The 20,341-nt window shown below is 57.2% G+C and carries 19 protein-coding genes; 7 read left to right on the top strand and 12 right to left on the bottom strand.

What is annotated here, in order from left to right; translation table 11 throughout:
• Window positions 1-2: 2 nt before the first annotated feature.
• Entirely contained in the window at window positions 3-1,241 is a 1,239-nt protein-coding gene (locus ACFCXQ_RS11280; RefSeq protein WP_379550633.1) for a pyridoxal-dependent decarboxylase, exosortase A system-associated, read from the bottom strand.
• Window positions 1,238-2,779 (bottom strand): acyl-CoA ligase (AMP-forming), exosortase A system-associated, encoded by a 1,542-nt coding sequence (locus ACFCXQ_RS11285; RefSeq protein WP_379550635.1) that lies wholly within the window; start codon window positions 2,777-2,779, stop codon window positions 1,238-1,240. The genes ACFCXQ_RS11280 and ACFCXQ_RS11285 overlap by 4 nt, the downstream gene beginning before the upstream one ends.
• Window positions 2,780-2,989: 210 nt before the next feature.
• Between ACFCXQ_RS11285 and ACFCXQ_RS11290 the strand changes: the two genes are divergently transcribed.
• Window positions 2,990-3,256, top strand: coding sequence for an acyl carrier protein (locus ACFCXQ_RS11290; RefSeq protein ID WP_379554642.1), 267 nt, complete (start codon window positions 2,990-2,992; stop codon window positions 3,254-3,256).
• 8 nt (window positions 3,257-3,264) lie between these two features.
• Here ACFCXQ_RS11290 and ACFCXQ_RS11295 read toward each other — a convergent pair whose 3' ends face one another.
• The 7 genes from ACFCXQ_RS11295 to ACFCXQ_RS11325 all read right to left on the bottom strand — a co-directional run bounded on the left by ACFCXQ_RS11295 (window position 3,265) and on the right by ACFCXQ_RS11325 (window position 11,142).
• Window positions 3,265-4,455: a class I SAM-dependent RNA methyltransferase gene (locus ACFCXQ_RS11295; RefSeq protein ID WP_379550636.1), complete on the bottom strand. Its 1,191-nt coding sequence runs from the start codon at window positions 4,453-4,455 to the stop codon at window positions 3,265-3,267.
• On the bottom strand, window positions 4,452-5,843 hold the full coding sequence (locus tag ACFCXQ_RS11300) for an NAD(P)H-hydrate dehydratase (RefSeq protein WP_379550638.1): 1,392 nt from the start codon (window positions 5,841-5,843) through the stop codon (window positions 4,452-4,454). Before ACFCXQ_RS11300 ends, ACFCXQ_RS11295 begins: the two co-directional genes overlap by 4 nt.
• Window positions 5,844-5,864: 21 nt before the next feature.
• Complete coding sequence (gene ilvD / locus ACFCXQ_RS11305; RefSeq protein ID WP_379550640.1) at window positions 5,865-7,580, bottom strand: dihydroxy-acid dehydratase; 1,716 nt, start codon at window positions 7,578-7,580, stop codon at window positions 5,865-5,867.
• Window positions 7,581-7,651: 71 nt separating this feature from the next.
• Window positions 7,652-8,380, bottom strand: a complete 729-nt coding sequence (locus tag ACFCXQ_RS11310; RefSeq protein ID WP_379554644.1) for an N-formylglutamate amidohydrolase — start codon at window positions 8,378-8,380, stop codon at window positions 7,652-7,654.
• Entirely contained in the window at window positions 8,377-9,198 is an 822-nt protein-coding gene (locus tag ACFCXQ_RS11315; protein ID WP_379554646.1) for a 4-(cytidine 5'-diphospho)-2-C-methyl-D-erythritol kinase, read from the bottom strand. Before ACFCXQ_RS11315 ends, ACFCXQ_RS11310 begins: the two co-directional genes overlap by 4 nt.
• A 5-nt stretch (window positions 9,199-9,203) precedes the next feature.
• On the bottom strand, window positions 9,204-9,494 hold the full coding sequence (locus tag ACFCXQ_RS11320; RefSeq protein WP_379550642.1) for a hypothetical protein: 291 nt from the start codon (window positions 9,492-9,494) through the stop codon (window positions 9,204-9,206).
• Window position 9,495: 1 nt separating this feature from the next.
• Window positions 9,496-11,142, bottom strand: a complete 1,647-nt coding sequence (locus ACFCXQ_RS11325) for an electron transfer flavoprotein-ubiquinone oxidoreductase (protein ID WP_379550644.1) — start codon at window positions 11,140-11,142, stop codon at window positions 9,496-9,498.
• An 82-nt stretch (window positions 11,143-11,224) separates the two neighbouring features.
• On the opposite strand from ACFCXQ_RS11325, the gene ACFCXQ_RS11330 reads away from it, so the two are divergent.
• From ACFCXQ_RS11330 to moaB, 3 genes are read left to right on the top strand one after another with little or no spacing between them, the layout of a single operon-like run.
• A complete protein-coding gene (locus ACFCXQ_RS11330) occupies window positions 11,225-12,001 on the top strand; it encodes a hypothetical protein (protein WP_379550646.1) in 777 nt (258 codons plus the stop codon).
• The gene (locus ACFCXQ_RS11335; RefSeq protein WP_379550648.1) at window positions 11,998-13,710 is read left to right on the top strand and encodes a lytic transglycosylase domain-containing protein; all 1,713 of its coding nucleotides are present in this window, start codon (window positions 11,998-12,000) and stop codon (window positions 13,708-13,710) included. The genes ACFCXQ_RS11330 and ACFCXQ_RS11335 overlap by 4 nt, the downstream gene beginning before the upstream one ends.
• Window positions 13,711-14,238 (top strand): molybdenum cofactor biosynthesis protein B, encoded by a 528-nt coding sequence (gene moaB / locus ACFCXQ_RS11340; RefSeq protein WP_379550650.1) that lies wholly within the window; start codon window positions 13,711-13,713, stop codon window positions 14,236-14,238.
• Here moaB and ACFCXQ_RS11345 read toward each other — a convergent pair.
• Window positions 14,235-14,759 carry a YcxB family protein gene (locus ACFCXQ_RS11345; protein WP_379550652.1) on the bottom strand — a complete coding sequence of 175 codons (525 nt, stop codon included), beginning with the start codon at window positions 14,757-14,759 and terminating at the stop codon, window positions 14,235-14,237. The genes moaB and ACFCXQ_RS11345 overlap by 4 nt on opposite strands.
• Window positions 14,760-15,135: 376 nt before the next feature.
• Here ACFCXQ_RS11345 and ACFCXQ_RS11350 point away from each other — a divergent pair, with 376 nt between their 5' ends.
• From ACFCXQ_RS11350 to ACFCXQ_RS11360, 3 genes are all read left to right on the top strand, one after another.
• Window positions 15,136-16,998 (top strand): S8 family peptidase, encoded by a 1,863-nt coding sequence (locus tag ACFCXQ_RS11350; protein ID WP_379550654.1) that lies wholly within the window; start codon window positions 15,136-15,138, stop codon window positions 16,996-16,998.
• A gap of 40 nt (window positions 16,999-17,038) precedes the next feature.
• The gene (locus ACFCXQ_RS11355) at window positions 17,039-17,317 is read left to right on the top strand and encodes a hypothetical protein (protein ID WP_379550656.1); all 279 of its coding nucleotides are present in this window, start codon (window positions 17,039-17,041) and stop codon (window positions 17,315-17,317) included.
• A 109-nt stretch (window positions 17,318-17,426) separates the two neighbouring features.
• Window positions 17,427-18,107, top strand: a complete 681-nt coding sequence (locus tag ACFCXQ_RS11360; RefSeq protein ID WP_379550657.1) for a hypothetical protein — start codon at window positions 17,427-17,429, stop codon at window positions 18,105-18,107.
• Here ACFCXQ_RS11360 and ACFCXQ_RS11365 read toward each other — a convergent pair.
• On the bottom strand, window positions 18,104-18,541 hold the full coding sequence (locus ACFCXQ_RS11365; protein WP_379550659.1) for a DUF1330 domain-containing protein: 438 nt from the start codon (window positions 18,539-18,541) through the stop codon (window positions 18,104-18,106). The genes ACFCXQ_RS11360 and ACFCXQ_RS11365 overlap by 4 nt on opposite strands.
• A 5-nt stretch (window positions 18,542-18,546) precedes the next feature.
• Window positions 18,547-20,145: a long-chain fatty acid--CoA ligase gene (locus ACFCXQ_RS11370; RefSeq protein WP_379550661.1), complete on the bottom strand. Its 1,599-nt coding sequence runs from the start codon at window positions 20,143-20,145 to the stop codon at window positions 18,547-18,549.
• Window positions 20,146-20,341: the final 196 nt, after the last annotated feature.

The raw sequence follows: 20,341 nt of genomic DNA on the forward strand, positions 1-20,341 counted from the left end.
GGCTAAACGAGCATTTCTGCCGCAGGACCTTGGCCTAGAAAGGCGCTGGGTGACGCACTTGCCCCATAAGCGCCCGCGCAGAATATCGCGACGAGATCGCCTACATCCGCCTCTGGAAGCATCGCTCTATCTGCCAGTCGATCAAGCGGCGTACATAAGCATCCAACAATTGTCGCGATAGCGCTAGGTTCTGCGTCAAATCGATTGGCGATTGCGGCGGGGTAGTTACGGCGGATAACAGTGCCGAAATTGCCCGAGGCAGCAAGCTGATGATGGAGCCCGCCATCAGTCACAAGATAGGTCTCACCATGGCTGACCTTCTTGTCGAGAATGCGAGTAAGATAGACGCCCGCTTCGCCGACAAGATAGCGGCCCAATTCTAGAAAAAACTCGGTTCCCGAGAGCTCATCAGGCAAAGCGGAAAAATGCTCATCAAGCTGCTTACCCATGTGGCGAATATCAACCGGCTCATCCCCATGGAAGTATGGAATACCGAAACCTCCACCCATGTTTAGCTTTGGCAAGGGTGCGCCCATTTTCTCAGTGAGCGAGGCGGCGAGCGACAGCACATTGCACTGCGCCTCTGCAATGGCTTCAGCGCTAAGCGCCTGACTGCCGGTGAAGATATGCAATCCGCGCCATTCGCATCCGGCCGCAATAATCTCTTTTGCCAATGCCGGGACACGCTCCGCGTCTATGCCGAAAGGTTTTGCTCCGCCTCCCATTTTCATACCTGAACCGCGCAGTTCAAATTCGGGATTTACGCGAATTGCCAGACGCGGCACCTTGCCGAGCTTATCCGCAGTATCCAGTGCGCGCCGTGCTTCACCTTCGCTTTCGAGATTGAGCGTAGCACCCACCGCGATTGCCGTCTCAAGTTCGCTATCGCGCTTGCCCGGGCCAGCAAAGCTGACATTGGCCATGTCCGCGCCAATAGCTTTGACCATATCGAGCTCACCGCCCGAGGCAATATCAAGCCCATCTGAAAGTTCATTCATCAAGCTTAGAACAGGTTCAAAACTGTTCGCTTTGATCGCATAATTCACCCTGATCCGTTCCGGCATTGCCGCACGCAAATTATCCATGCGGGCTCGCAGCAAGTCTTGCGAATAGACGAAAAGCGGTGTGTGCTGAGAAGAGGCAATCAGCTCGCTGGCGGTGCGCCCACCAATCGCGAGCTCGCCGTCAATCACGCTAAATCCTTGCGGGATCGGTCCTAAGGGTTTTGGCTTGACACTCATTGGTCATCACCCCGCGCTGCTATGCCTCTAATCTCCTTACCAAGTGCACTGCGATCTAGCTTACCATTCGCATTTGTTGGAAGCGTATCGCGCCAATGCACTACGTGAGGCTGCATAAAATTGGGCAATGCCTTTGCAAGCTCCTTGCGCATGCGATCTGCAGCGGCATCGCCTGCACCGGGATCACCGCGCACCACCAGATGTATCGCGTGACCGAGGCGATCGTCTGCCACGCCAAGCGCAACGGCTTCGGAAACTAAGCCAGTGGAAACTGCGGCATCCTCAAGCTCTTGCGGGCTAATCCGGTTGCCAGAACTTTTGATCATCGCATCACGCCGACCGACAAAATAGAGTAGCCCCTCATTGTCGCGCTTCACGCGGTCGCCCGACCATACTGCGGTCCCGCCATATTTACTCTGCTCGGGTGCCGGTTTGAAACGCTCGGATGTGCGCGCCGGATCCTGCCAATACCCTTGCGCCACTAACGGTCCACAATGCACCAACTCGCCTTGCTCACCGGGAGCGGCGACTTCGCCAGCATCATTGATTACCAGAATCTCTGCAAAGGGAATGGCAGTGCCCATCGAAGTTGGATGGGTATCGACTAAACTCGGATCAAGATAGGTCGAACGAAACGCTTCAGTGAGGCCGTACATTGGGTAGACATCAGCATGCGGTGCCAGTGCCCGCAAATCGCGAACCATATGGGTTGTCAAAGCGCCACCGCTATTGGTGAAACGGCGCAGCGAGCTAACGGCATCTTCGGGCCAATCCATCTCAGTCAATTGAACCCACAACGGAGGTACAGCCGCAAGGGTTGTGACACTATGCTTGGCGCATGCCTTCGCGACATCGCGCGGGAATAGATAATCAAGCGGAGTAACGCATCCGCCAGCATACCATGTGCTGAGTAGCTGATTTTGGCCATAGTCGAAGGATAGCGGCAAGACAGCCAGCGTCACATCATCTGCGGCCATGCGCAGATAATGCGCCACGCTAACAGCGCCGAGCCACAGGTTTGCATGGCTAAGCATAACGCCCTTTGGCTGGCCGGTGGAACCGCTGGTGTACAAGATCGCCACTAAATCTTCCGGGTCGTGAGTTGATGAGGCCGTTATGCCATCTCCCGTCGCAGCCTGATCCCAAGCAGCGCTTTCCTCAACTACCTCGCAATTCTCGCCATAGTCATCCGGTTCGAGCGTTTTTAGCCGGGCCTTTGTACCGACCAACATCGCCGCGCCGCTATCGGCGACAATATGGGCCACTTGCGCGCGCTTAAGTAGTGGGTTGATGGGAACATGGACAACGCCTGCTCGGGCTGCGGCCAGAGGCATCATACAGGTAAGCTCGCCTTTCACTGCCCAGCTGGCAACCCGCTCCCCCTTGCCAACCTTTCGCGCAAGCCATCCGGCTAGCAACGCTATCCGCTCCTGCAGATCAGCAAAGCTCAGTGTTTTATCTTTCAGGATAAGCGCTGGATCATCTGGCTCACCGCGCGCGGCAAGGTGATCGAGTGGAAATGGCGTCGGATCAAGCATTGCGTGTTGCTATCACCACCCCTGCGCCAAACTGCAAGCATTTGCGTGGCTTGTGCAGGCTTCTTGCACCAACCCCTTACGAGCGCTAATGGCCGCGCTCTGTGCGGAAAGAGGAACAAGCACATAATCATGACGGGTCATGCAGTAGAAAACGAAGGCGAAGCAGCAATGCCAGCGAATGAGGCGGAGCCAGCAAAGAGCGGCTTGCCCATGAGCCGCAATGAAATTGACACGGTTTTGCGAGCGATACTGTGTGATGTCCTGGGCCTTGATGCTGATGATGTGGAGCAGTTTGACGGCGACACTGGGCTTTTTGGGCATTTGCCAGAGCTGGATTCGATGGCGGTTGCCGGCCTGCTGACCGAACTTGAAGATCGCCTGGACATCATTATTGATGATGAAGACGTTGATGCCGAGATGCTGGAAGATTTTGGCGGATTGCTCGCTTTTGCCGAGATGAAAGTCGTCGGCAGCTAGCGCTTGACCTAGCGCTCGAGATAGCTCGTTAACTCAACATGCGTTGACCAGCGAAATTGGCCAACGGGGCGCAGCTTCTTGAGTTTGAAGCCCGCATCACTGAGCACCTTCACATCACGCGCCCAGCTTGAAGGGTTGCAGCTTATATAAGCGACACGCTCGACCTTACTCTCGGCAATGCAGGAAATTTGCTCCCGAGCGCCTGCACGCGGAGGGTCAAGAAGCAATGCGCCAAAGCGGCCTAGCTCATCTGCCTGAAGCGGCGCGCGAAACAAATCGCGGTGCAATGCATGGACGGGTTTGCGTGACATGCCTGCGGCGGTTTTGCAGGCTAGATAAGCATCACGTGCCGCCTCTACCGCGAGCACCTTAGCTGGATCAGCGAGCCCAAACGCGAATGTTCCCAAGCCAGAAAACAGGTCTGCGATCGTGTTTGCATCTCTCAGATGCCCCCGCGCGTCAGCGAGCAATACTGCCTCACCATCATCGGTGGGTTGCAGGAATGCGCCCGGCGGAAAGCTAACTGGCACATTAGCAAGCGTCACGGTGAGCGGCTCCGGCTCCCACACCGGTTCAGGGCCATAGCCCTGATCAAGGCAAAGCCGCGCAAGGTCTTGTTCGCGTGCGAAATCAAGCGCGGCTTCGGTCGGTGCGAGGCCATCAAGGTCAACGCCTTTGACCGCGCAATCCACTCCCTGATCCGTCACTGTCAGTGCGATATCAACCGGCCTTTTGCCGGCCGCAATGCTCAAAAACGTCCTCAAAGGCGTAAGCATGGCCAGCAGTTCCGGTCGCAATACCGGGCACTCTTGCAAATCAATGATCTTGTGCGAACGTCCCTCGCGGTAGCCCAGCAGCACTCCCTTCTGCGTTTTCATCGCATGCAAGGTCGCGCGGCGACGCGAGCGCGGCGGAGAGAGATGCGTCGGCAGTAGCTCCCCAACGTCAAGCTCTTGCCCCTCGGCCGCATTGACCACTCGGCTCTTAACAAAGCCTCGCAGCACTTCCTCGTCGGCATGCTGAAGTTGGCAGCCGCCACATTTCGTGAAGTGACGGCAGGGCGGATCGACGTGATGCGGCCCACGCGAAACGCTCCCATCGGCAGCCACAGCGTCGCCTGTCACTGCCCCGGAGAAGTGACGACCGTCCGCCGTGACGCCATCGCCCTTGGCGGCAACACGGATAATGGTGTCAGTCATAGGAGATGCGCCAATGCTGGTTTGACGCCATGTGCAAGATCGCTGGCCGTGAATGCCGGACCTGCGAAACGCGCAGCCTCGTTATGGAGCCAGACGGCCTGCTCCGCGGCAGCGTATGGGGCAAGCCCGCCCGCGAGCCTTGACGCCGTGATCCCTGCTAAGACATCGCCGCTTCCTGCAACCGATAACCAGCTTGATCCGCCAGGGAAGAAGCGGACGCCGCCCTCGCCCAACGCGAGGATCGTGTCAGGCCCCTTCGCGAGCACCGTCAGTCCGGTCAGATCCCGCAGCATCGCTGCGCGCTCCAACTTCGTCGCTGCCTCTATGTCAAAGTTTCTGCATAGAGCGGCCAGCTCACCCTCATGAGGCGTCAGTATAAGCTGCGAGGCGTCCGCACCTTCAAGCATATCCCAATTGAGAAGGTGAAGCGCATCTGCATCGAGGACTGCTGGTTTTCTGGTCTCCAGCACGCGTGTGAGTTTATCGCGCGCTGCATCATCACGGCCCAGCCCAGGCCCCACCAAAATTGCACCAATACGGTTGTCGGAAAGGGAGCTGTCTAAAGGTTGACTATCGGCAACAAGATCGGCGGACGGGTTGGCGTGCGGAGTACCGCTCAGCAGCTTCACATAGCCAGCGCCCGCTCGCATCGCCGCCTGCGCAGCAAGCTGTGATGCTCCCGGCATTGCGCCCGCAACAATAGCAACAAGTCCGCGCGTGTATTTGTGATCGCTGGCTTTTGGAGCGTTGATCCCGGGGCGAGCTGATAATTGAACCGGTTTATCCCCAAGCTTCAAACCAATAGGGACAAGCCGGACTACGCCCATCTTTGCCCGTGCTGGCATTAGAAAATGCGCGCGTTTCCATGCGCCCAGAGCCAGTGTTAGGTCGAATTTCGGAACATCGCCCCAATAGCCACCGAGGTCGCATTCTATCCCGCTCGGCACATCAAGGGCGATGCGATGGGGGTGATTCTCGGCAGCCACCGAAAGGGCCTTCGCGAAAACCCCCTCGACCCTGCGGGAAAGACCATAACCAAACATGGCGTCGACCAAGACTTCAGCGCCGATACCATCTGCGCTGCTCGCGATCGGCCCATCGTAAGTATCGCGAGCCTTAGACGCCGTCTCAGTCTTTGGCTCAGCGGGTGCAATCAATTGTACCTCAAGTCCGCGCGCACGAAGCCACTCGGCAATCACATAGCCATCGCCGCCATTATTTCCGGGGCCGCACAAAACGGTGACCGCGCGTCCAGCAGCGACGCGCCAGATCCATTGCGCCGCGCCTTCACCAGCGCGTTTCATGAGCTCCCACTCGCTGACGCCCGCATCCATCGCAGCCTGCTCAGCTTTGCGCATGGCATCGACAGTGAGGACTGCTGAGGTCATCGATCAGTCCCAGCGCGACTATCAAATATCGGCGTAAACGTGCGTTTCCTTTGCGCCGCCCGGATGTGTAACCGCTCCGCCCAGCGCTGAGCCAACATTTTGCGAATAGCGATAGAGGGCACCGGACTGATAGTCATTAGTGCGCGGCTGCCACGCCTTGCGCCGCTCGGCAAGCACTGCGTCGTCAACGAGGAGATCAATTGTCCCGTTCACCGCGTCGATGCTGATCGTGTCGCCGTCCTCGACCAGCGCAATGGGGCCGCAATCCGCCGCCTCTGGACCAACATGACCAATGCAGAAACCACGTGTCGCGCCCGAGAAACGCCCGTCGGTGATCAGCGCGACCTTCTCGCCCATTCCCTGCCCATAAAGCGCGGCGGTGGTGGAGAGCATTTCTCGCATACCGGGGCCGCCTTTGGGGCCTTCATAGCGGATCACGATGACGCTGCCTTCGGCAATATCGCGCGCTTCAACAGCGGCGAAGGTGTCTTCTTCGCAATCAAACACCCGCGCGGGGCCAGTGAATTCAAGTCGCTCCATCCCGGCGACCTTCACAATCGCGCCCTCCGGAGCAAGCGAGCCTTTGAGGCCCACTACACCGCCTGTGGGTGTGATCGGGTTTTTGACGTCGTAAAATACCTTCTGATCGGGGTTCCAAGTGATCTCTTCGATGTTCTCGCCGAGCGTCTTGCCGGTTACCGTCATCGGATTTGGATCGAGGAAGCCGCCATCAAGCAGCGTTCGCATGCCCATGTAGACACCGCCCGCCTCATGCATGTCTTTCGCAACATATTTTCCGCCGGGCTTCAGATCAGCGATGTAGGGCGTTGATTTGAAGATTTCCGCGACATCGAACAGTGTGAACTCGATTCCTGCCTCATGCGCCATCGCTGGCAAATGCAAAGCGGCATTGGTTGAGCCGCCCGTGGCCGCAACAACGCGCGCCGCATTCTCGAACGCTTCGCGCGTGCAGATATCGCGCGGACGCAGATTCTTCTCTAGCAGGGTCATGACTTGCTTGCCCGCTGCAATCGCGACCTCCTCGCGTGATTTGAGCGGTGCAGGCGCCATATTGCTATTAGGTAGCGAAAGCCCGATCGCCTCCCCGACACAGGCCATCGTATTGGCGGTAAACTGCCCTCCACATGCGCCATGTCCTGGGCATGCGACTTTTTCGAGTTCGATCAGTTCCTGAAGCGGGCAATTGCCCGCCGCGTGTTGTCCCACCGCCTCGAACACATCAACAACAGTTACGTCTTCGCCGCGGTGCGTACCTGGCAGAATTGAGCCGCCATAGACGAAGATCGACGGCACATTGAGGCGCAACATCGCCATCATCATGCCGGGCAGGCTCTTGTCGCATCCGGCAAATCCAACCAGCGCATCATAGCAATGCCCGCGAACGGACAGCTCAACCGAGTCCGCTATGACCTCGCGGCTGATGAGCGAGCTTTTCATCCCCTGATGGCCCATCGCAATGCCATCGGTCACGGTGATTGTGTTGAAGCGTCGCGGCATTCCGCCGCCTTGCTCCACGCCCTCGCGGCAGATATTCGCCTGAGCATCAAGCGTGGTGTTGCACGGCGCGCTGTCATTGCCCGCAGAAGCGACTGCAACAAAAGGTCGCGCAATCTCTTCTTCCGTGAGGCCCATCGCGTAATAATAGGACCGGTGCGGCGCGCGCTCAGGCCCGACTGAAACATGCCGGCTAGGAAGCTTGGATTTATCGAAAGTCATGGATCACCTCTTACGCATAAGCAATCGCCGCGCGGCGCGCTTAGCGCAAGAGGCTATCGCAATAGGATTGCTTATCCCGTCTCAAGCGCGAGCAGCACTCGCCCGGCAATATCCGCTATCATCATCGCCCAGCGGGCCTGCCCAGCCTCATTGGTGATTTGGTCCTGCCGCACCTCGATTGTGAGATATGGGATGCCATGCGCCTCGGCGTGGCGATCCATCGTGGCGTTCAGTTCTTTACCCGAATATGGCTCGTTATCGCCGACGGTAAGCCCCTGCTCGCCGAACAAACGGATGGCATGGCGCGCGGCGCTATCATCTTGGTTGTAAAGCAGCGCGACTTCCCAAGGGCGGTCTTCATCACTGGTCGCGAGCTTGGGTGTAAAACTGTGGATGGCAAGCAGCATGCGTGGCTTGACCCGCTGGATCATGCCTTCGAGCGCGGTGTGATAGGGGCGATGAAATCGATTGAGGCGGCTTTCGACATTCGCACCAATATTGCCCGTGATCAGATGACCATCGCTACTGGTAGGTACAACGGCAGGCGCGTCTTCGGTGCGGTGAAGGTCGCAGACTAGGCGGCTGACGGTCGCGATATGCGCGGGAATGTGATGCCTCCGCGCAAGTCGCCCAACCAAACCCTCAGTCCCGATATCAACGCCAATATGCGTATCGAGCAGCTTGGAATCGATGCCGAGCTCAATATCCTCAGGAACGAAGTTGGAGGCATGATCAGCAACGCAGAGCAAGGTGTTATGGCCAACCTCGCCAATCTGCTTGAACGGGCTTTCTTCGATCATCGCAAAGCCCCTTTCATCAGCCACCACTCTGGGTGCCTTTGCTTAACCTGATTGGCGGCGTAGTCTCGGTCTGCTGCGTTAGCATAAAGGGCAAAACAAGTCGCGCCAGAGCCAGACATGCGCGCCAAAATCGCATCAGTTACTCGCAATCGTTCAAGAACTGCGTCGATTTCTGGCACCAACTCGCCTGCTGGTAATTCAAGCGAGTTCTTACCGTAGTACGCAATGTCTTTGGCGGTCCCTTCGGGCAACGGCCCCGCATCGATGCGCCAGTTTTTGTACCACGCCTCAAAAACCGGACCAGTTGCCAGTGCAACACGCGGATTCACCAGCAGAACTGGCGTGCCCGCTAGGTCATTGTCGATGGGTTCAAGCTCAGTGCCCGTACCGCGCCCGATGCAGGTCCTGCTTTCGACGCAGGCTGGCACATCAGCGCCGAGTTTTGCTGCGCGGGCCTGCCAATCCTCGGGCAGACCATGCATTTCGCGCACAATCCGAAACACCGCGCCTGCATCGGCTGAACCGCCGCCAAGGCCCGCCGCGACGGGTAAATTCTTTTCTAGTGTAATCGCTATTCCGTTGGGATGTGGCAGCGAATTGAGCGCCTTTGCAACGAGATTGTCGAAAGGATTCGTAAGGCCGGTGGCAAACTCGCCAATTGTCTCGACGCTGTCCTGCTCAGCCATTCGCGCAGTCAGCGTGTCACCCGCATCAACAAACGCAAACAGCGTCTCCAACTCGTGATAGCCATCTTCTCGCAGCCCGCGGACATGCAGTGCGAGATTGATCTTGGCGTAGGCGGTTTCGGCGATGGTCACACCAATCACAGATCCCACTTCAGTTTCGATGCATCGACCTTATCTGAACCCATATGCTTCACAAAGAGCCGTTTGAGGCCGTCGTAATGTGGCGAACACCTTACGTCATAGTCGGTTGGATAGCCGTCGCCTTCGCCTCTAAAGAGCCATTGGATGAATTGGTCGACCGTGACCTCGCCATCGTTCGGAATGAAGTCATCGACATGGCAAGGTTTGTCTTCACGAACACCTCCACAGAATCCGAAACCTACACAGACATCGTTCAGGAGTCGATTATAGGCCGTGCTATCCACCATCTCACATATTCGGATAATTCGGGCCGCCGCCACCCTCTGGCGTGACCCAATTGATGTTCTGGTTGGGGTCCTTGATATCGCAGGTTTTGCAGTGAACGCAGTTTTGCGAGTTGATCTGGAACTTGGGTTCTTTGCCCTCCTCTTCGATCCACTCATATACGCCTGCGGGGCAATAGCGCGATGACGGGCCACCGAACGTCGCCAGTTCGCTCGTCCTTTGCAGCTCTAGGTCTTTCACCTGCAAATGGACCGGCTGATCCTCTGCATGGTTGGTGTAGCTATACGCCACATTGGTCAGGCGATCGAAAGTGATCTCATTATCCGGCTTGGGATAATCGATAGGCCGGAACAGATCGATGCGGCCCGTATAGGTGTAATCCGGCTTGTGCTTCATCGAAATCGGCAAACCGATCTTCAAAGTGCGCATCCACATATCCGCGCCCGCCAGAACGGTGCCGATATCGCCGCCATATTTCGCCACCGCTGGCTGTGCGTTCTGAACCAGCTTCAGCTCATCCGCGATCCAGCTGCTGCGTACCGCGCTGTCATAGTCGGCCAGCTCGGTCTTTTCCGCGCCGCCCGCAATTGCCGCCGCGATACTCTCAGCCGCTAACATGCCGCTCTTCATCGCGGTGTGGCTGCCCTTGATGCGCGGAACATTCACAAAACCAGCAGCACAGCCAACCAGAGCGCCGCCCGGGAAGGCCAGCTTGGGCACAGACTGCCACCCGCCCTCATTAATAGCCCGCGCGCCATAAGCGACACGCTTGCCGCCTTCGAGATATTCGCGGATCGCTGGGTGTGCCTTCCACCGCTGAAATTCCTGATAGGGCGAAACGTAAGGGTTTTTGTAATCGAGCGCGGTGACGAAGCCGAGCGCGACTTGGCCGTTTGCCTGATGATAAAGGAAGCCGCCGCCCCAGCTATCGCTTTCCGACAAAGGCCAACCTTGGGTGTGAATTACTCGGCCGGGCTCATGCTTGTCCGGCGCGATGTCCCAAAGCTCTTTAATGCCAAGGCCGTAAACCTGCGGCTGACAATCTGCCTCAAGGTCAAACTTTTCTTTCATGACTTTGGTGAGGCTGCCCCGCGCGCCCTCGGCAAAGACGGTATATTTCGCGTGAATTTCCATGCCGGGCTGGAAATCGCCCTTCTGGGAGCCATCCTCGGCAATGCCCATGTCTTGCGTAATCACGCCTGAGACTGCGCCGCTATCGTCAAACATGACTTCAGAGGCTGGGAAGCCCGGGAACACCATAACGCCCAGCCCCTCGGCCTGCTCGCCAAGCCAACGAGTAAGATTACCCAGTGAACCGGTGTAGCAGCCATTATTCGACATAAGCGGCGGCATCATCAAGTGCGGCATGTCCCACTTGCCCGTTTTGGTCAGCGCCCAATGCCAATTGTCCGTGACGGGCGTCTCCGCCATAGGGCAATCCATGTCGCGCCACTCGGGGAACAGCTCGTCGAGACCCTTGGGGTCAACCACGGCGCCTGAGAGAATATGCGCCCCGATTTCGGAACCCTTTTCGAGCACAACGACTTCCAGCTCTTCGTTTATCTGCTTTAGTTTGATCGCCGCGCTGAGCCCTGCTGGCCCGCCGCCGACAATCACCACATCGCATGGCATGGATTCGCGTTCGCTCATAACTCTCTCTTTTCGTCGCAATACGTTGTGTCATGCCTTGATTGCGCGGGCGCAAGAGGTCAAGACCTACGCTACGTAAGCTATGACCGAATCTTCTCACCAAACCTTGCGGAAATTTGACCCTGAGCAAGCAATTGCCGGTGTTTACGCCTGGTGGCGCGAGGCGGGCGTGGATCTGGATTTTGCGGAAAAGCCGGCACCTTGGCTCGCTCCGCCCGAAGCTGAGCAGAAGGCGCGAAAACAGGAACAGATAAAGCAAGCGAAGGTCGAGAGGCGCCTGCAGGAACCTGCCAATGCGCTGGAGCGCGCGCTGAGCGGCGGTGAAACGCCGCAAATTGGCGGCGCGCCCAATAGCTGGCCACAAGATCTGGCCGGGTTCCACAAGTTTTGGATGGAAGACGCTAGCCTTGCGAGAATTGGTTCGGGCTGCCGCATCGCTCCTCGCGGAGGAACAGACGCTGAGCTGATGATTTTGGTGGCACAGCCTGATGACAGCGATCATGACCGCCTTCTCGCTGGATCTCAGGGCACGGTGCTGAGTTCGATCTTGCGAGCCATGCAGCTGAGCGAGGATCAGATTTACGTCGCAAGCGCCCTGCCGCAGCGGATGGCGATGCCCGATTGGGACGGATTGAGCAAACAAGGAATTAGCGCGCTGACACAGCATCATGTGACACTCGCAGCGCCGAAACGCCTTATTGTCTTCGGACGCAATCTGGCCGAACTCCTTGATGATGGTTCAGGCACCGGAAATATTGGCGATGTACCGATGATGGTCGTACCCTCGCTAGAGAACCTCGCTCGGTCTGCCGGGCGGCGACAACGCTTTTGGAACCAATGGCTCGATTGGACAGCATGAAATATTCGATTACTGCCTGCGCCGCGCTTGCTTGCCTCGCCGCCGCACCGACTCAGGCAAATGAACAGAGCATCGCCTACTTCACAGAGGATAAGGCGCGGGCGCTACCGGCCCTGCTGAGTAGCGAAGATCGCGCTTATTACGGCTCGCTCTATGAGGCGATTGGAACGCAAAATTGGTTACGGGTTGAGGAGCTGCTTTCTGAGCGAAGCGATGGCCCGTTGCACGGCTCAGCGCAGGCCACCTATTTTCTTCATCCAGAAAGTCCCACAATACCGCTTGATCGGTTGACCGCATGGCTCGGTTCTTACCGCGATTTACCTCAGGCCGCCGGCATTGTTCGGCTTGCTGAAAAACGCGGGCTCACCAATCCGCCAAGGCTCCCCCAAGCGCGCAGCCTACAACGCCAACGGGGTATCACGCGCCGCACACGCCCTCGCGCAGTCAATGATGGGACAATGCCTGCCTCGGTCCGCTCCGCGATACTCAGCCACATTCGCGATGATGACCCTGATGGTGCGCGCGTGCTCCTCGATGGGATCGATGCCTCGCTTTCTTCAGCTGCGCGGGCTGAATGGCGTCAGCGCGTCGCGTGGAGCTATTATATCGAGAACCGTGACCGCGAGGCTTTGGCCATTGCCAGCACCGTTTCGCAAGGCAGCGGGGCATGGGTTGCCGAGGGCGAATGGGTTTCTGGCCTTGCGGCATGGCGCATTGGTGATTGCCATATTGCCAGCAATGCTTTCCGCAATGCGGCCGCTGCGACCAGCGATGTCGAACTGACTGCTGCTGCGCATTACTGGGCTGGCCGCTCGCTTATGCGATGCCGCGAACCAGTGCTCGCGACACAGTCGTTCAACGCCGCGGCGCAGTCTGACGAGACGCTTTACGGCATGCTTGCGCTGGAGGCTCTTGGCAGGGAGTTGCCGAGTGATCACGCGCGCCCTGATCTGACATCTGATGATTGGCAAAACCTGTCCGGCAAACCGGCGGTCCGCCAGGCAGTTATGCTGGCAGAGCTTGGCCGAAGTAGCGAGGCTGATGAGGCCCTGCGCTATCAAGCGCGGATTAGCGACAACACAGAGTATCGTGCACTCGGGCGTCTAGCTCGCGCACTGGGCCTGACAGCGACACAGAGGTTTATGGCCTATAACGCACCGCGCGGAGCCGCTGCGGAGCCAAGCTGGCGCTGGCCCGTTACTTATCAACAACCCACTGGCGGCTGGCGTGTGGACCCCGCTCTCGCCTTTGCCCATGCGTTGCAAGAATCGAATTTCCGTGAGCGCGTGGTAAGCCCAGCAGGTGCGATTGGTCTGATGCAGATCATGCCGATTACCCGCCGCGAATATGCTGCATCTCTCAATCTTGATGCGCGCTATGCCGACCTGAAGGAACCGCGCACCAACCTCGCCTTTGGACAGCGCGCATTGGAGGCGCTCAGCCAATCTTCTGCGACGCGCGGGCATCTGCCGAAGATCATGGCGGCCTATAACGCGGGTCTGACCCCCGTCACACGCTGGAATAGCGAAGTGCGCGACCAGAACGACCCGCTCACATATATGGAGTCGATTCCCTATTGGGAGACACGCGGCTATGTGAATATCGTGATGCGTAACTACTGGATGTATTTGCGTCAGGCCAATGCCGAAGCGGAGAGCCGCGAAGCACTCGCGCAGAACAAATGGCCTGAGTTTCCAAGGGAAAGATAAGTGGCGATTGACGAAACCCGCGAGTTCAAGCCGATCCGCATTGCGCTTTTGACCGTGTCCGATACGCGGAGCTTGGCGGACGACACCTCTGGCGATATTCTCGCTGAGCGAATTACCAGTAAAGGGCATGAGCTTGCCTCGCGCGAAATCAGCAAGGATAGCGCCGAAGAAATCGCGGCACATTTGCACCGCTGGATTGATGATGAGGCGATTGACACGGTGGTCACTACTGGGGGCACTGGTCTGACTGGCCGCGACGTTACGCCCGAGGCGCTAGACAGGGTCAAAAGCAAGGATATTCCGGGCTTTGGAGAAGTATTCCGCCACCTGAGCCTGAAAACCATCGGCACGAGCACAGTGCAAAGCCGCGCTTGCGCTGTGGTAGCTCGCGGCACATACATCTTTGCCCTTCCCGGTTCAAACGGTGCAGTGAAAGATGGCTGGGACGGGATTCTCGATGAGCAACTCGACAGCCGCAACCGCCCCTGTAATTTTGTTGAGCTGATGCCGCGTCTAAGAGAGCACTAAAACCGCTTTAGGCCAGAGCGTTCGATCGCATTCCGGATAGCTCCCTCCTGCTCCGCGCTTAAAACACGCTTCGGAACCATGAAATACATGCGCGATGTCAGATAGAGCATGAATTGCACTTTGTTCTCGTTCCAGCGATGGAATTCCTCCCACCGGTAGACTGATGTTCCGCGCGGACTCTCCAGCGTGAACCGTTCTTCCTCGATCGTGGCGGTCTGCTCATCCTGCATCGCAACATTCTGCTTGAACTGGCGCCGCTCGAAGATCGGGAGCACTACAAAACGACCGATCAGAATGAGTGCCACGAGCGCTCCAACAATTCCGATCAGAAACGGGATGATACCGTCCAAGACGTTCTCCACTCCCTCGATCGCGATGATGAAAGCCAACGCGCCGAACACAATCACAGCGATATAGACTAAGAATGGCCAGCGTCGCAGCATCGCGAAGGAGTGCGTGCGTCCGGCATCAATCAAATCCTTTTCTTCAAAGGTATATGTGACAGTAAATGGATAGCTCATCCGCGTTGCAATATCGCGTGCTGGGCTCGCTCACAAGCGACAGCCATGTACTCTGAAAATCTCGACGAAACGTTTTTCGCGCATTTGGGCAAATTTCGGTTGAGCTTGTGTTTCGCGGACTCTCTTGTTTTTAAAGTAAAGAATAAGTTCGATAACGAAACTATTAACATAAAAGCGACTCAACTCATCGCAAATGTCGAAAACTTACATGCAAAGGCCGCATGCCAAGATCTATTGATCGAGTCGGTCGTCAATAAAACCTACTTTTTTGACTGAGTGAATTCTCAGCATGGGCAAACTCGCCCGCAAACAAACTCCGCGATTTGCGGAGCGCTGGCGGCTGCCTTGCTGAAAGAGACCATTGAGAGGAAGAATAATGAGTACTGTAAACATACTGATAGAGCTGGAGGAGGATCGCAATGTCGAATCCGCCGCGTCCATGGACGTCACCGCTGGTGAAGATGTCGAAAAGACGATGAAGAAATCGAAATCCGTGTCGGCCGCTGCCGATATGGATGGCGTCACGCTTGATATGGAGTTCGGCGTGACCGCGCTCACCGATCTAGCAGGCGGCGCAGAGGAGCCTGACTTTGCTGCTTTCGACGAAAGCATGGACATCTCCGAGGATGCCGATGCTTCACTGAGTGAAAGTGCGATGTTCGAAGCTCAACCCGATGTGGAGACGTGCTACGTGGTGCGTGCCTCCGTTGAGGAAAAGGACGCAGAGAAAATTGCCGGCAATTTGATGAAGAAATCAGGTGTGCGCGGCGTCTATGCTGATGTTGAAATCCAGCCCAGCATGATCTGCCCTGGTTCACCCCCGCTTGGCACAGACCAAACGGTTGAGCGCCTGCTGTGCACTAATAGCCTGAAGCGTGTTGGCGCAGATGGCGACGGTGTGCTGGTGGCGATTGTCGATACCGGCATCAACATGGCGCATATGCGCAGCCGAGGTAAGCGCCCTGGTTTTGATGCGACCCGCAGCTGGGTCCCCCGCGCTGGCCTAACACCGGGCAATCTACCTGTCGGCCATGGCACAATGTGCGCTTATGATGTGACCATCGCGGCACCGAAATGCACCCTGCTCGACATCGCATTGCTGCAATCACGCCGTTCTGGCGGTGGCTCGCGCATGTCGGGCCTACTGTCGGATGCCGTACGCGCCTATCAGCACCTGATCCGTGTGATGCGGGCACCGCGCCGACCCGGTGAAACGCGCTCGCTAGTGGTCAACAATAGCTGGGGCATGTTCCACCCTTCGTGGGATTTCCCGGTTGGCCATCCAAGCAACTATTCGGACAACCCTCGCCACCCTTTCAACCGTATTGTCGGCACACTCGCGGCGCATGGGGCAGACATCCTGTTTGCAGCCGGAAACTGCGGAAGCGATTGCCCCGATGGGCGTTGTCGCGGCGTGACATCGCGCGCGATCTATGGCGCGAATAGCCATCCGCAGGTGATGTGCGTTGCCGGTGTTGATACGGGCAAAACCCGCGTTGGTTATTCCAGCAAGGGACCGGGCCGTTTGCGCCGGGCAAAACCCGATATCTCCGGCTATACGCATTTCCGTGGCTCGGGTGTCTATCCTGCAGATGGTGGTACATCGGCGGCTTGTCCTGTCGTTGCTGGCGTGGTTGCAGCGATACGAACCAAGCGGCCCTATGCACCCCGCAATCCCACAAGAACACCCGCTGCGATCCGCAATCTGGTGACGTCAACAGCGCAGGATCTTGGCACCAATGGCTATGACTTCTCGCATGGTCACGGCGTGGTGAATGGATGCGCAATTGCGCGCAGGTTGCGCCCCATTATGGTCGACATCTGCCGGATTAGACCGCAATTTTGTCGCCCAATCCCGCTTCCGCCAGATTTCTGCCGACGGTTCCCGCGCCTTTGCAATGCGCGCCCGATCCCGCGTCCACCTTTCCCGCCTCGGCCTATTCCCATTCCTCCGCTCCCACTTCCGGGTCAGTCGGATGGCGAAACCTATGCGGCGGAAGATTATGAAGGCAACTACGCCTATAATGCCGATCATGACGCAACTGGCGGCGGCGTAGGCATGCTCGATCTGAGCGATCCAGACGCGCTTGAAGAGCTCGATATGGATGAGCTGGCCGATCTGTTCTACTACATAGGACAGTATCACGCGGCTGAAGGCAGTGAGGGTGCTGGCGCTCCGCCCCGCAAGGCCAAGAGCGAAGGCTCCGGTTCAGGCGGCAGAGGCTGCGGTTGCGGCTAAACCGCTCATAACGTGAGCAAATGACCTAAGGCGGGTAGTTATGGCAGACGACAACACGGTTATGGTGCAGTTCCACTATGATGGAAAAGCTCCAACTGTGGCTGCCGTAGCTGCCCGCTTTGGAATTGATGAAGCGCTGATTGACGCCGATTTTGGCGTGATTGTTACCGACTATGAAGAGCAGCTCTGCACCGTGCTGGTCCCTATGTCAGTGGCGGCGAAGATTGACCCGCAACTGGCGGAGGGCGGCGAGGAAGGGAGCTTCTCAAACCCTCGGATCGAACCGTTTGGCCCGCCGGATACGGAGGAGGAACAGTAGGAGTGTAGCCCGTCAACTTTACATTTGGGTAGTACTTTCGACCTAGAGCTTCAAAGCGACAATACGGGGGTGTAGACTTGTGCGAATTGTAAGTTTTTTAGCCGTTTCAGTGTTGACACTGAGCGGAGGCCCAGCTTGGGCTGGACAGAAAGCCGAGAAGATAAAAATCGAAGCGGGATCAAAAAAAGCTGCGGTGATAATCCGCGCGCCTCAGCTCAAGCCGGCGCCAGGAAAACAGACTGCATATCGCATAGAGTTGCAACAATATCATCCAGAAGAGCAGCGAGTTGGTGGGCCTGGAATTACCTTAAAGGCAAAACCAAAATTGTTTTATGGGGATGACTATCTGGTTGCTGATATCGAGCCTGGCATTTACGCATTCCGCGAAGTGTCAGTACAGGACTTTTGGGCGGTCTGCTTTCATGAAAGTAGTCGGACATTCGAGGTCAAACCGGGTCAAATCGTATTCCTTGGCAACTTTAATGCGGCACGTCATGTTTGGGATGTGCAAATTAAGGCTAACGACAGCCTCAGAACAATATCGGTGAACAATCAACTCGTCCATTTCTTCGATAACATCGAGCCACCAGCAATATCTGCAATCACCGAAGAGCAGATGAACAAAGCTGTAAACTTTGCAAATGAGAATATGCCGCGATCAACGGTGGAGCCAACCGCTGCAAACTACTCTGAGGCACGTTTCGGGACCGGCTCTGACATATTTGGAATGACACGCAGCTGCGGGGGTTGGCATCAAGGCAAAGCAAAGCCAAAAAAGGGAAAGGACTAGCCAAACCCAGCTCCAACCTCGCCCGGTTTGAACCGGATCAGGCGGCTATCCACCAGCGCAGCGGTGCGATTGACCACAGCAAGCTGATAATCCGCATCGCTCACCATCTCGAAAAACGCGCCGGCATTAGGATATTGCGCGACGAAGCCGTCATGCCACGGGCGGCCTTCCGGCCCGGTCACCATGGTCTGGAACGCGCCGCGCCAGACTATCTCGCCGCCCACGCGGCGGAAGATCGGGCCGCTGGTTTTGCCATATTCTTCATAAGCGCGGCGGCCCGACCAGCCCTTCCCCGCATGCTCATGACCGTCAGGGTACTCCGCCTCGTCACGATAGAGCAGCAGATTGAGCATGTGGATCGGCTCATAGCGTGGGAGATCCTTGAAGGCCTGCCAATTGTTGGCGCTTGGGTCGATATGCGGGGTGATTTCCATCGGGCCTATGCCTCCAACTTGTAGTCGGAAAAGCGATCGCGCAGATCCTTCTTGCTGATCTTGCCGGTTGCGGTGTGCGGGATATCATCCACAAACTCGACCGCATCGGGTAGCCACCATTTCGCAATCAGAGGCTTAAGATGTTCGATGATATCATCGGCCGACACATCCGAGCCTTCGTTCCTGACCACGAACAGCACCGGGCGTTCATCCCATTTGGGGTGATACATACCGACGCATGCTGCCTCGGCCACATCAGGGTGGCCCACAGCCGCGTTCTCCAGCTCAACCGAGCTGATCCACTCGCCGCCAGACTTGATAACATCCTTAGTGCGGTCGGTAAGTTGCAATGTGCCGTCCGGGTGAATGATGCCAACGTCACCCGTGTCAAACCAACCCTCATTATTCGCCGCATCTTCTTCGGCCTTGAGATAGCGCTTGATAATCCACGGCCCACGAATTTGCAGCGCGCCGGACGTCTTGCCATCGCGCGGCAGCTCGCTCGCCATGTCATCAAGGTCGACCGTGCGTAGCTCGACGCCAAAGATCGGGCGCCCCTGCATCGCAGTTTTGTCGACCTTCTCCTCAAAGCTGAGCTGGTCCCAATCCCAGGTTGGCCCGCCAACGGTGCCGATGGGGCTGGTCTCAGTCATACCCCAGGCATGCTGAACGCGCGTGCCGTTCTTCATGAGCCGCTCAATCATGAAACGCGGACAGGCTGAACCGCCGATTGTCGCGGCTTTGAGCGGCGGCAGATCGATGCCTTCCTTGTCGCAATATTGGAAATGCGCGAGCCAGACGGTCGGAACGCCAGCGCTGTCGGTCACCCCTTCGCGGAGCATCAGCTCATGCAGAACCGCCGGATCATTCACTGCGCTGAAAACGAATTTGATCCCCGCCATCGCCCCCGCATAGGGCAGCCCCCAGCTTGCTGCGTGGAACATCGGCACCACAGGCAACATCACGGACGATGCGCTGAAGTTAAACGTGGACGGCTGCAATCCCGCCAGCGCATGCAGCACGGTGGAGCGATGCTCGTACTGCACGCCTTTCGGATTGCCTGTCGTACCTGATGTGTAGCAGATCATGCAGGGATCGGTTTCGGGCCCCGTCACCCATTCGAAATCGCCATCCTGTTCGCCAATCCAATCCTCGAACGCCGGGCTATGTTCGCCAGAATCGTAGCAAATATAGTGCTCAACGCTCGTCCATTTCGACTTCATCTTGTCGACAATGGGTTGGAATGCTGCGTCGTAACACAGCACCTTATCCTCGGCGTGATTGACGATATATTCGAGCTGATCATCGAAAAGGCGCGGGTTCACCGTGTGGAGAACCCCGCCCATGCCCGCGACCCCATACCAACTGACGAGATGGCGCGAGTGGTTCATGGCGAGGCTTGCAACCTTATCGCCTTTCTTGAGCCCTAGCGCCTGCAACGCCTGCGCCATCTTCAGCGCATCGCTGCGAACGCCTGCCCAATCGGTGCGCGTCTCGCTCCCATCAGCCCAGCGCGTCACAATTTCGCGAGTGCCGGCCTCGCGTGCGGCGTGGTCAATCACATGCGTCAGGCGCATCGTCCATTCTTGCATTGCTCCCAGCATATTTGCCTCTCTTTACGTTTGGTTATGGCGCCATTCATGCCTGCAGACTAAGGGCTTGGCAATCTCGTTCCGTTTCAGCTCCGATTGACATCAGGACCAAAGCAATTTTCCAAGAGATCAAAGGCGTTATTGTCGATCAGGTCGGCCTGGATAAGGACTCGCTGCATATTTATGTGGCGCTGATCGTGTTTTTGTT

The organism is Qipengyuania rhodophyticola (assembly GCF_042493225.1).
Classification (GTDB): Bacteria; Pseudomonadota; Alphaproteobacteria; order Sphingomonadales; family Sphingomonadaceae; genus Erythrobacter.

What these genes read in the sequence shown, in the direction of transcription:
- ACFCXQ_RS11365 (WP_379550659.1), bottom strand. Translation starts at nt 18,541, where the DNA reads ATGGAAATCACCCCGCATATCGACCCAAGCGCCAACAATTGGCAGGCC.
- ACFCXQ_RS11370 (WP_379550661.1), bottom strand. Translation starts at nt 20,145, where the DNA reads ATGCTGGGAGCAATGCAAGAATGGACGATGCGCCTGACGCATGTGATT.
- ACFCXQ_RS11335 (WP_379550648.1), top strand. Translation starts at nt 11,998, where the DNA reads ATGAAATATTCGATTACTGCCTGCGCCGCGCTTGCTTGCCTCGCCGCC.
- ACFCXQ_RS11350 (WP_379550654.1), top strand. Translation starts at nt 15,136, where the DNA reads ATGAGTACTGTAAACATACTGATAGAGCTGGAGGAGGATCGCAATGTC.
- ACFCXQ_RS11285 (WP_379550635.1), bottom strand. Translation starts at nt 2,779, where the DNA reads ATGCTTGATCCGACGCCATTTCCACTCGATCACCTTGCCGCGCGCGGT.
- ilvD (WP_379550640.1), bottom strand. Translation starts at nt 7,580, where the DNA reads ATGACTTTCGATAAATCCAAGCTTCCTAGCCGGCATGTTTCAGTCGGG.
- ACFCXQ_RS11355 (WP_379550656.1), top strand. Translation starts at nt 17,039, where the DNA reads ATGGCAGACGACAACACGGTTATGGTGCAGTTCCACTATGATGGAAAA.
- ACFCXQ_RS11295 (WP_379550636.1), bottom strand. Translation starts at nt 4,455, where the DNA reads ATGACTGACACCATTATCCGTGTTGCCGCCAAGGGCGATGGCGTCACG.
- ACFCXQ_RS11320 (WP_379550642.1), bottom strand. Translation starts at nt 9,494, where the DNA reads ATGGTGGATAGCACGGCCTATAATCGACTCCTGAACGATGTCTGTGTA.
- ACFCXQ_RS11310 (WP_379554644.1), bottom strand. Translation starts at nt 8,380, where the DNA reads ATGATCGAAGAAAGCCCGTTCAAGCAGATTGGCGAGGTTGGCCATAAC.
- ACFCXQ_RS11290 (WP_379554642.1), top strand. Translation starts at nt 2,990, where the DNA reads ATGAGCCGCAATGAAATTGACACGGTTTTGCGAGCGATACTGTGTGAT.
- ACFCXQ_RS11325 (WP_379550644.1), bottom strand. Translation starts at nt 11,142, where the DNA reads ATGAGCGAACGCGAATCCATGCCATGCGATGTGGTGATTGTCGGCGGC.
- ACFCXQ_RS11300 (WP_379550638.1), bottom strand. Translation starts at nt 5,843, where the DNA reads ATGACCTCAGCAGTCCTCACTGTCGATGCCATGCGCAAAGCTGAGCAG.
- ACFCXQ_RS11345 (WP_379550652.1), bottom strand. Translation starts at nt 14,759, where the DNA reads ATGAGCTATCCATTTACTGTCACATATACCTTTGAAGAAAAGGATTTG.
- ACFCXQ_RS11280 (WP_379550633.1), bottom strand. Translation starts at nt 1,241, where the DNA reads ATGAGTGTCAAGCCAAAACCCTTAGGACCGATCCCGCAAGGATTTAGC.
- ACFCXQ_RS11330 (WP_379550646.1), top strand. Translation starts at nt 11,225, where the DNA reads ATGACCGAATCTTCTCACCAAACCTTGCGGAAATTTGACCCTGAGCAA.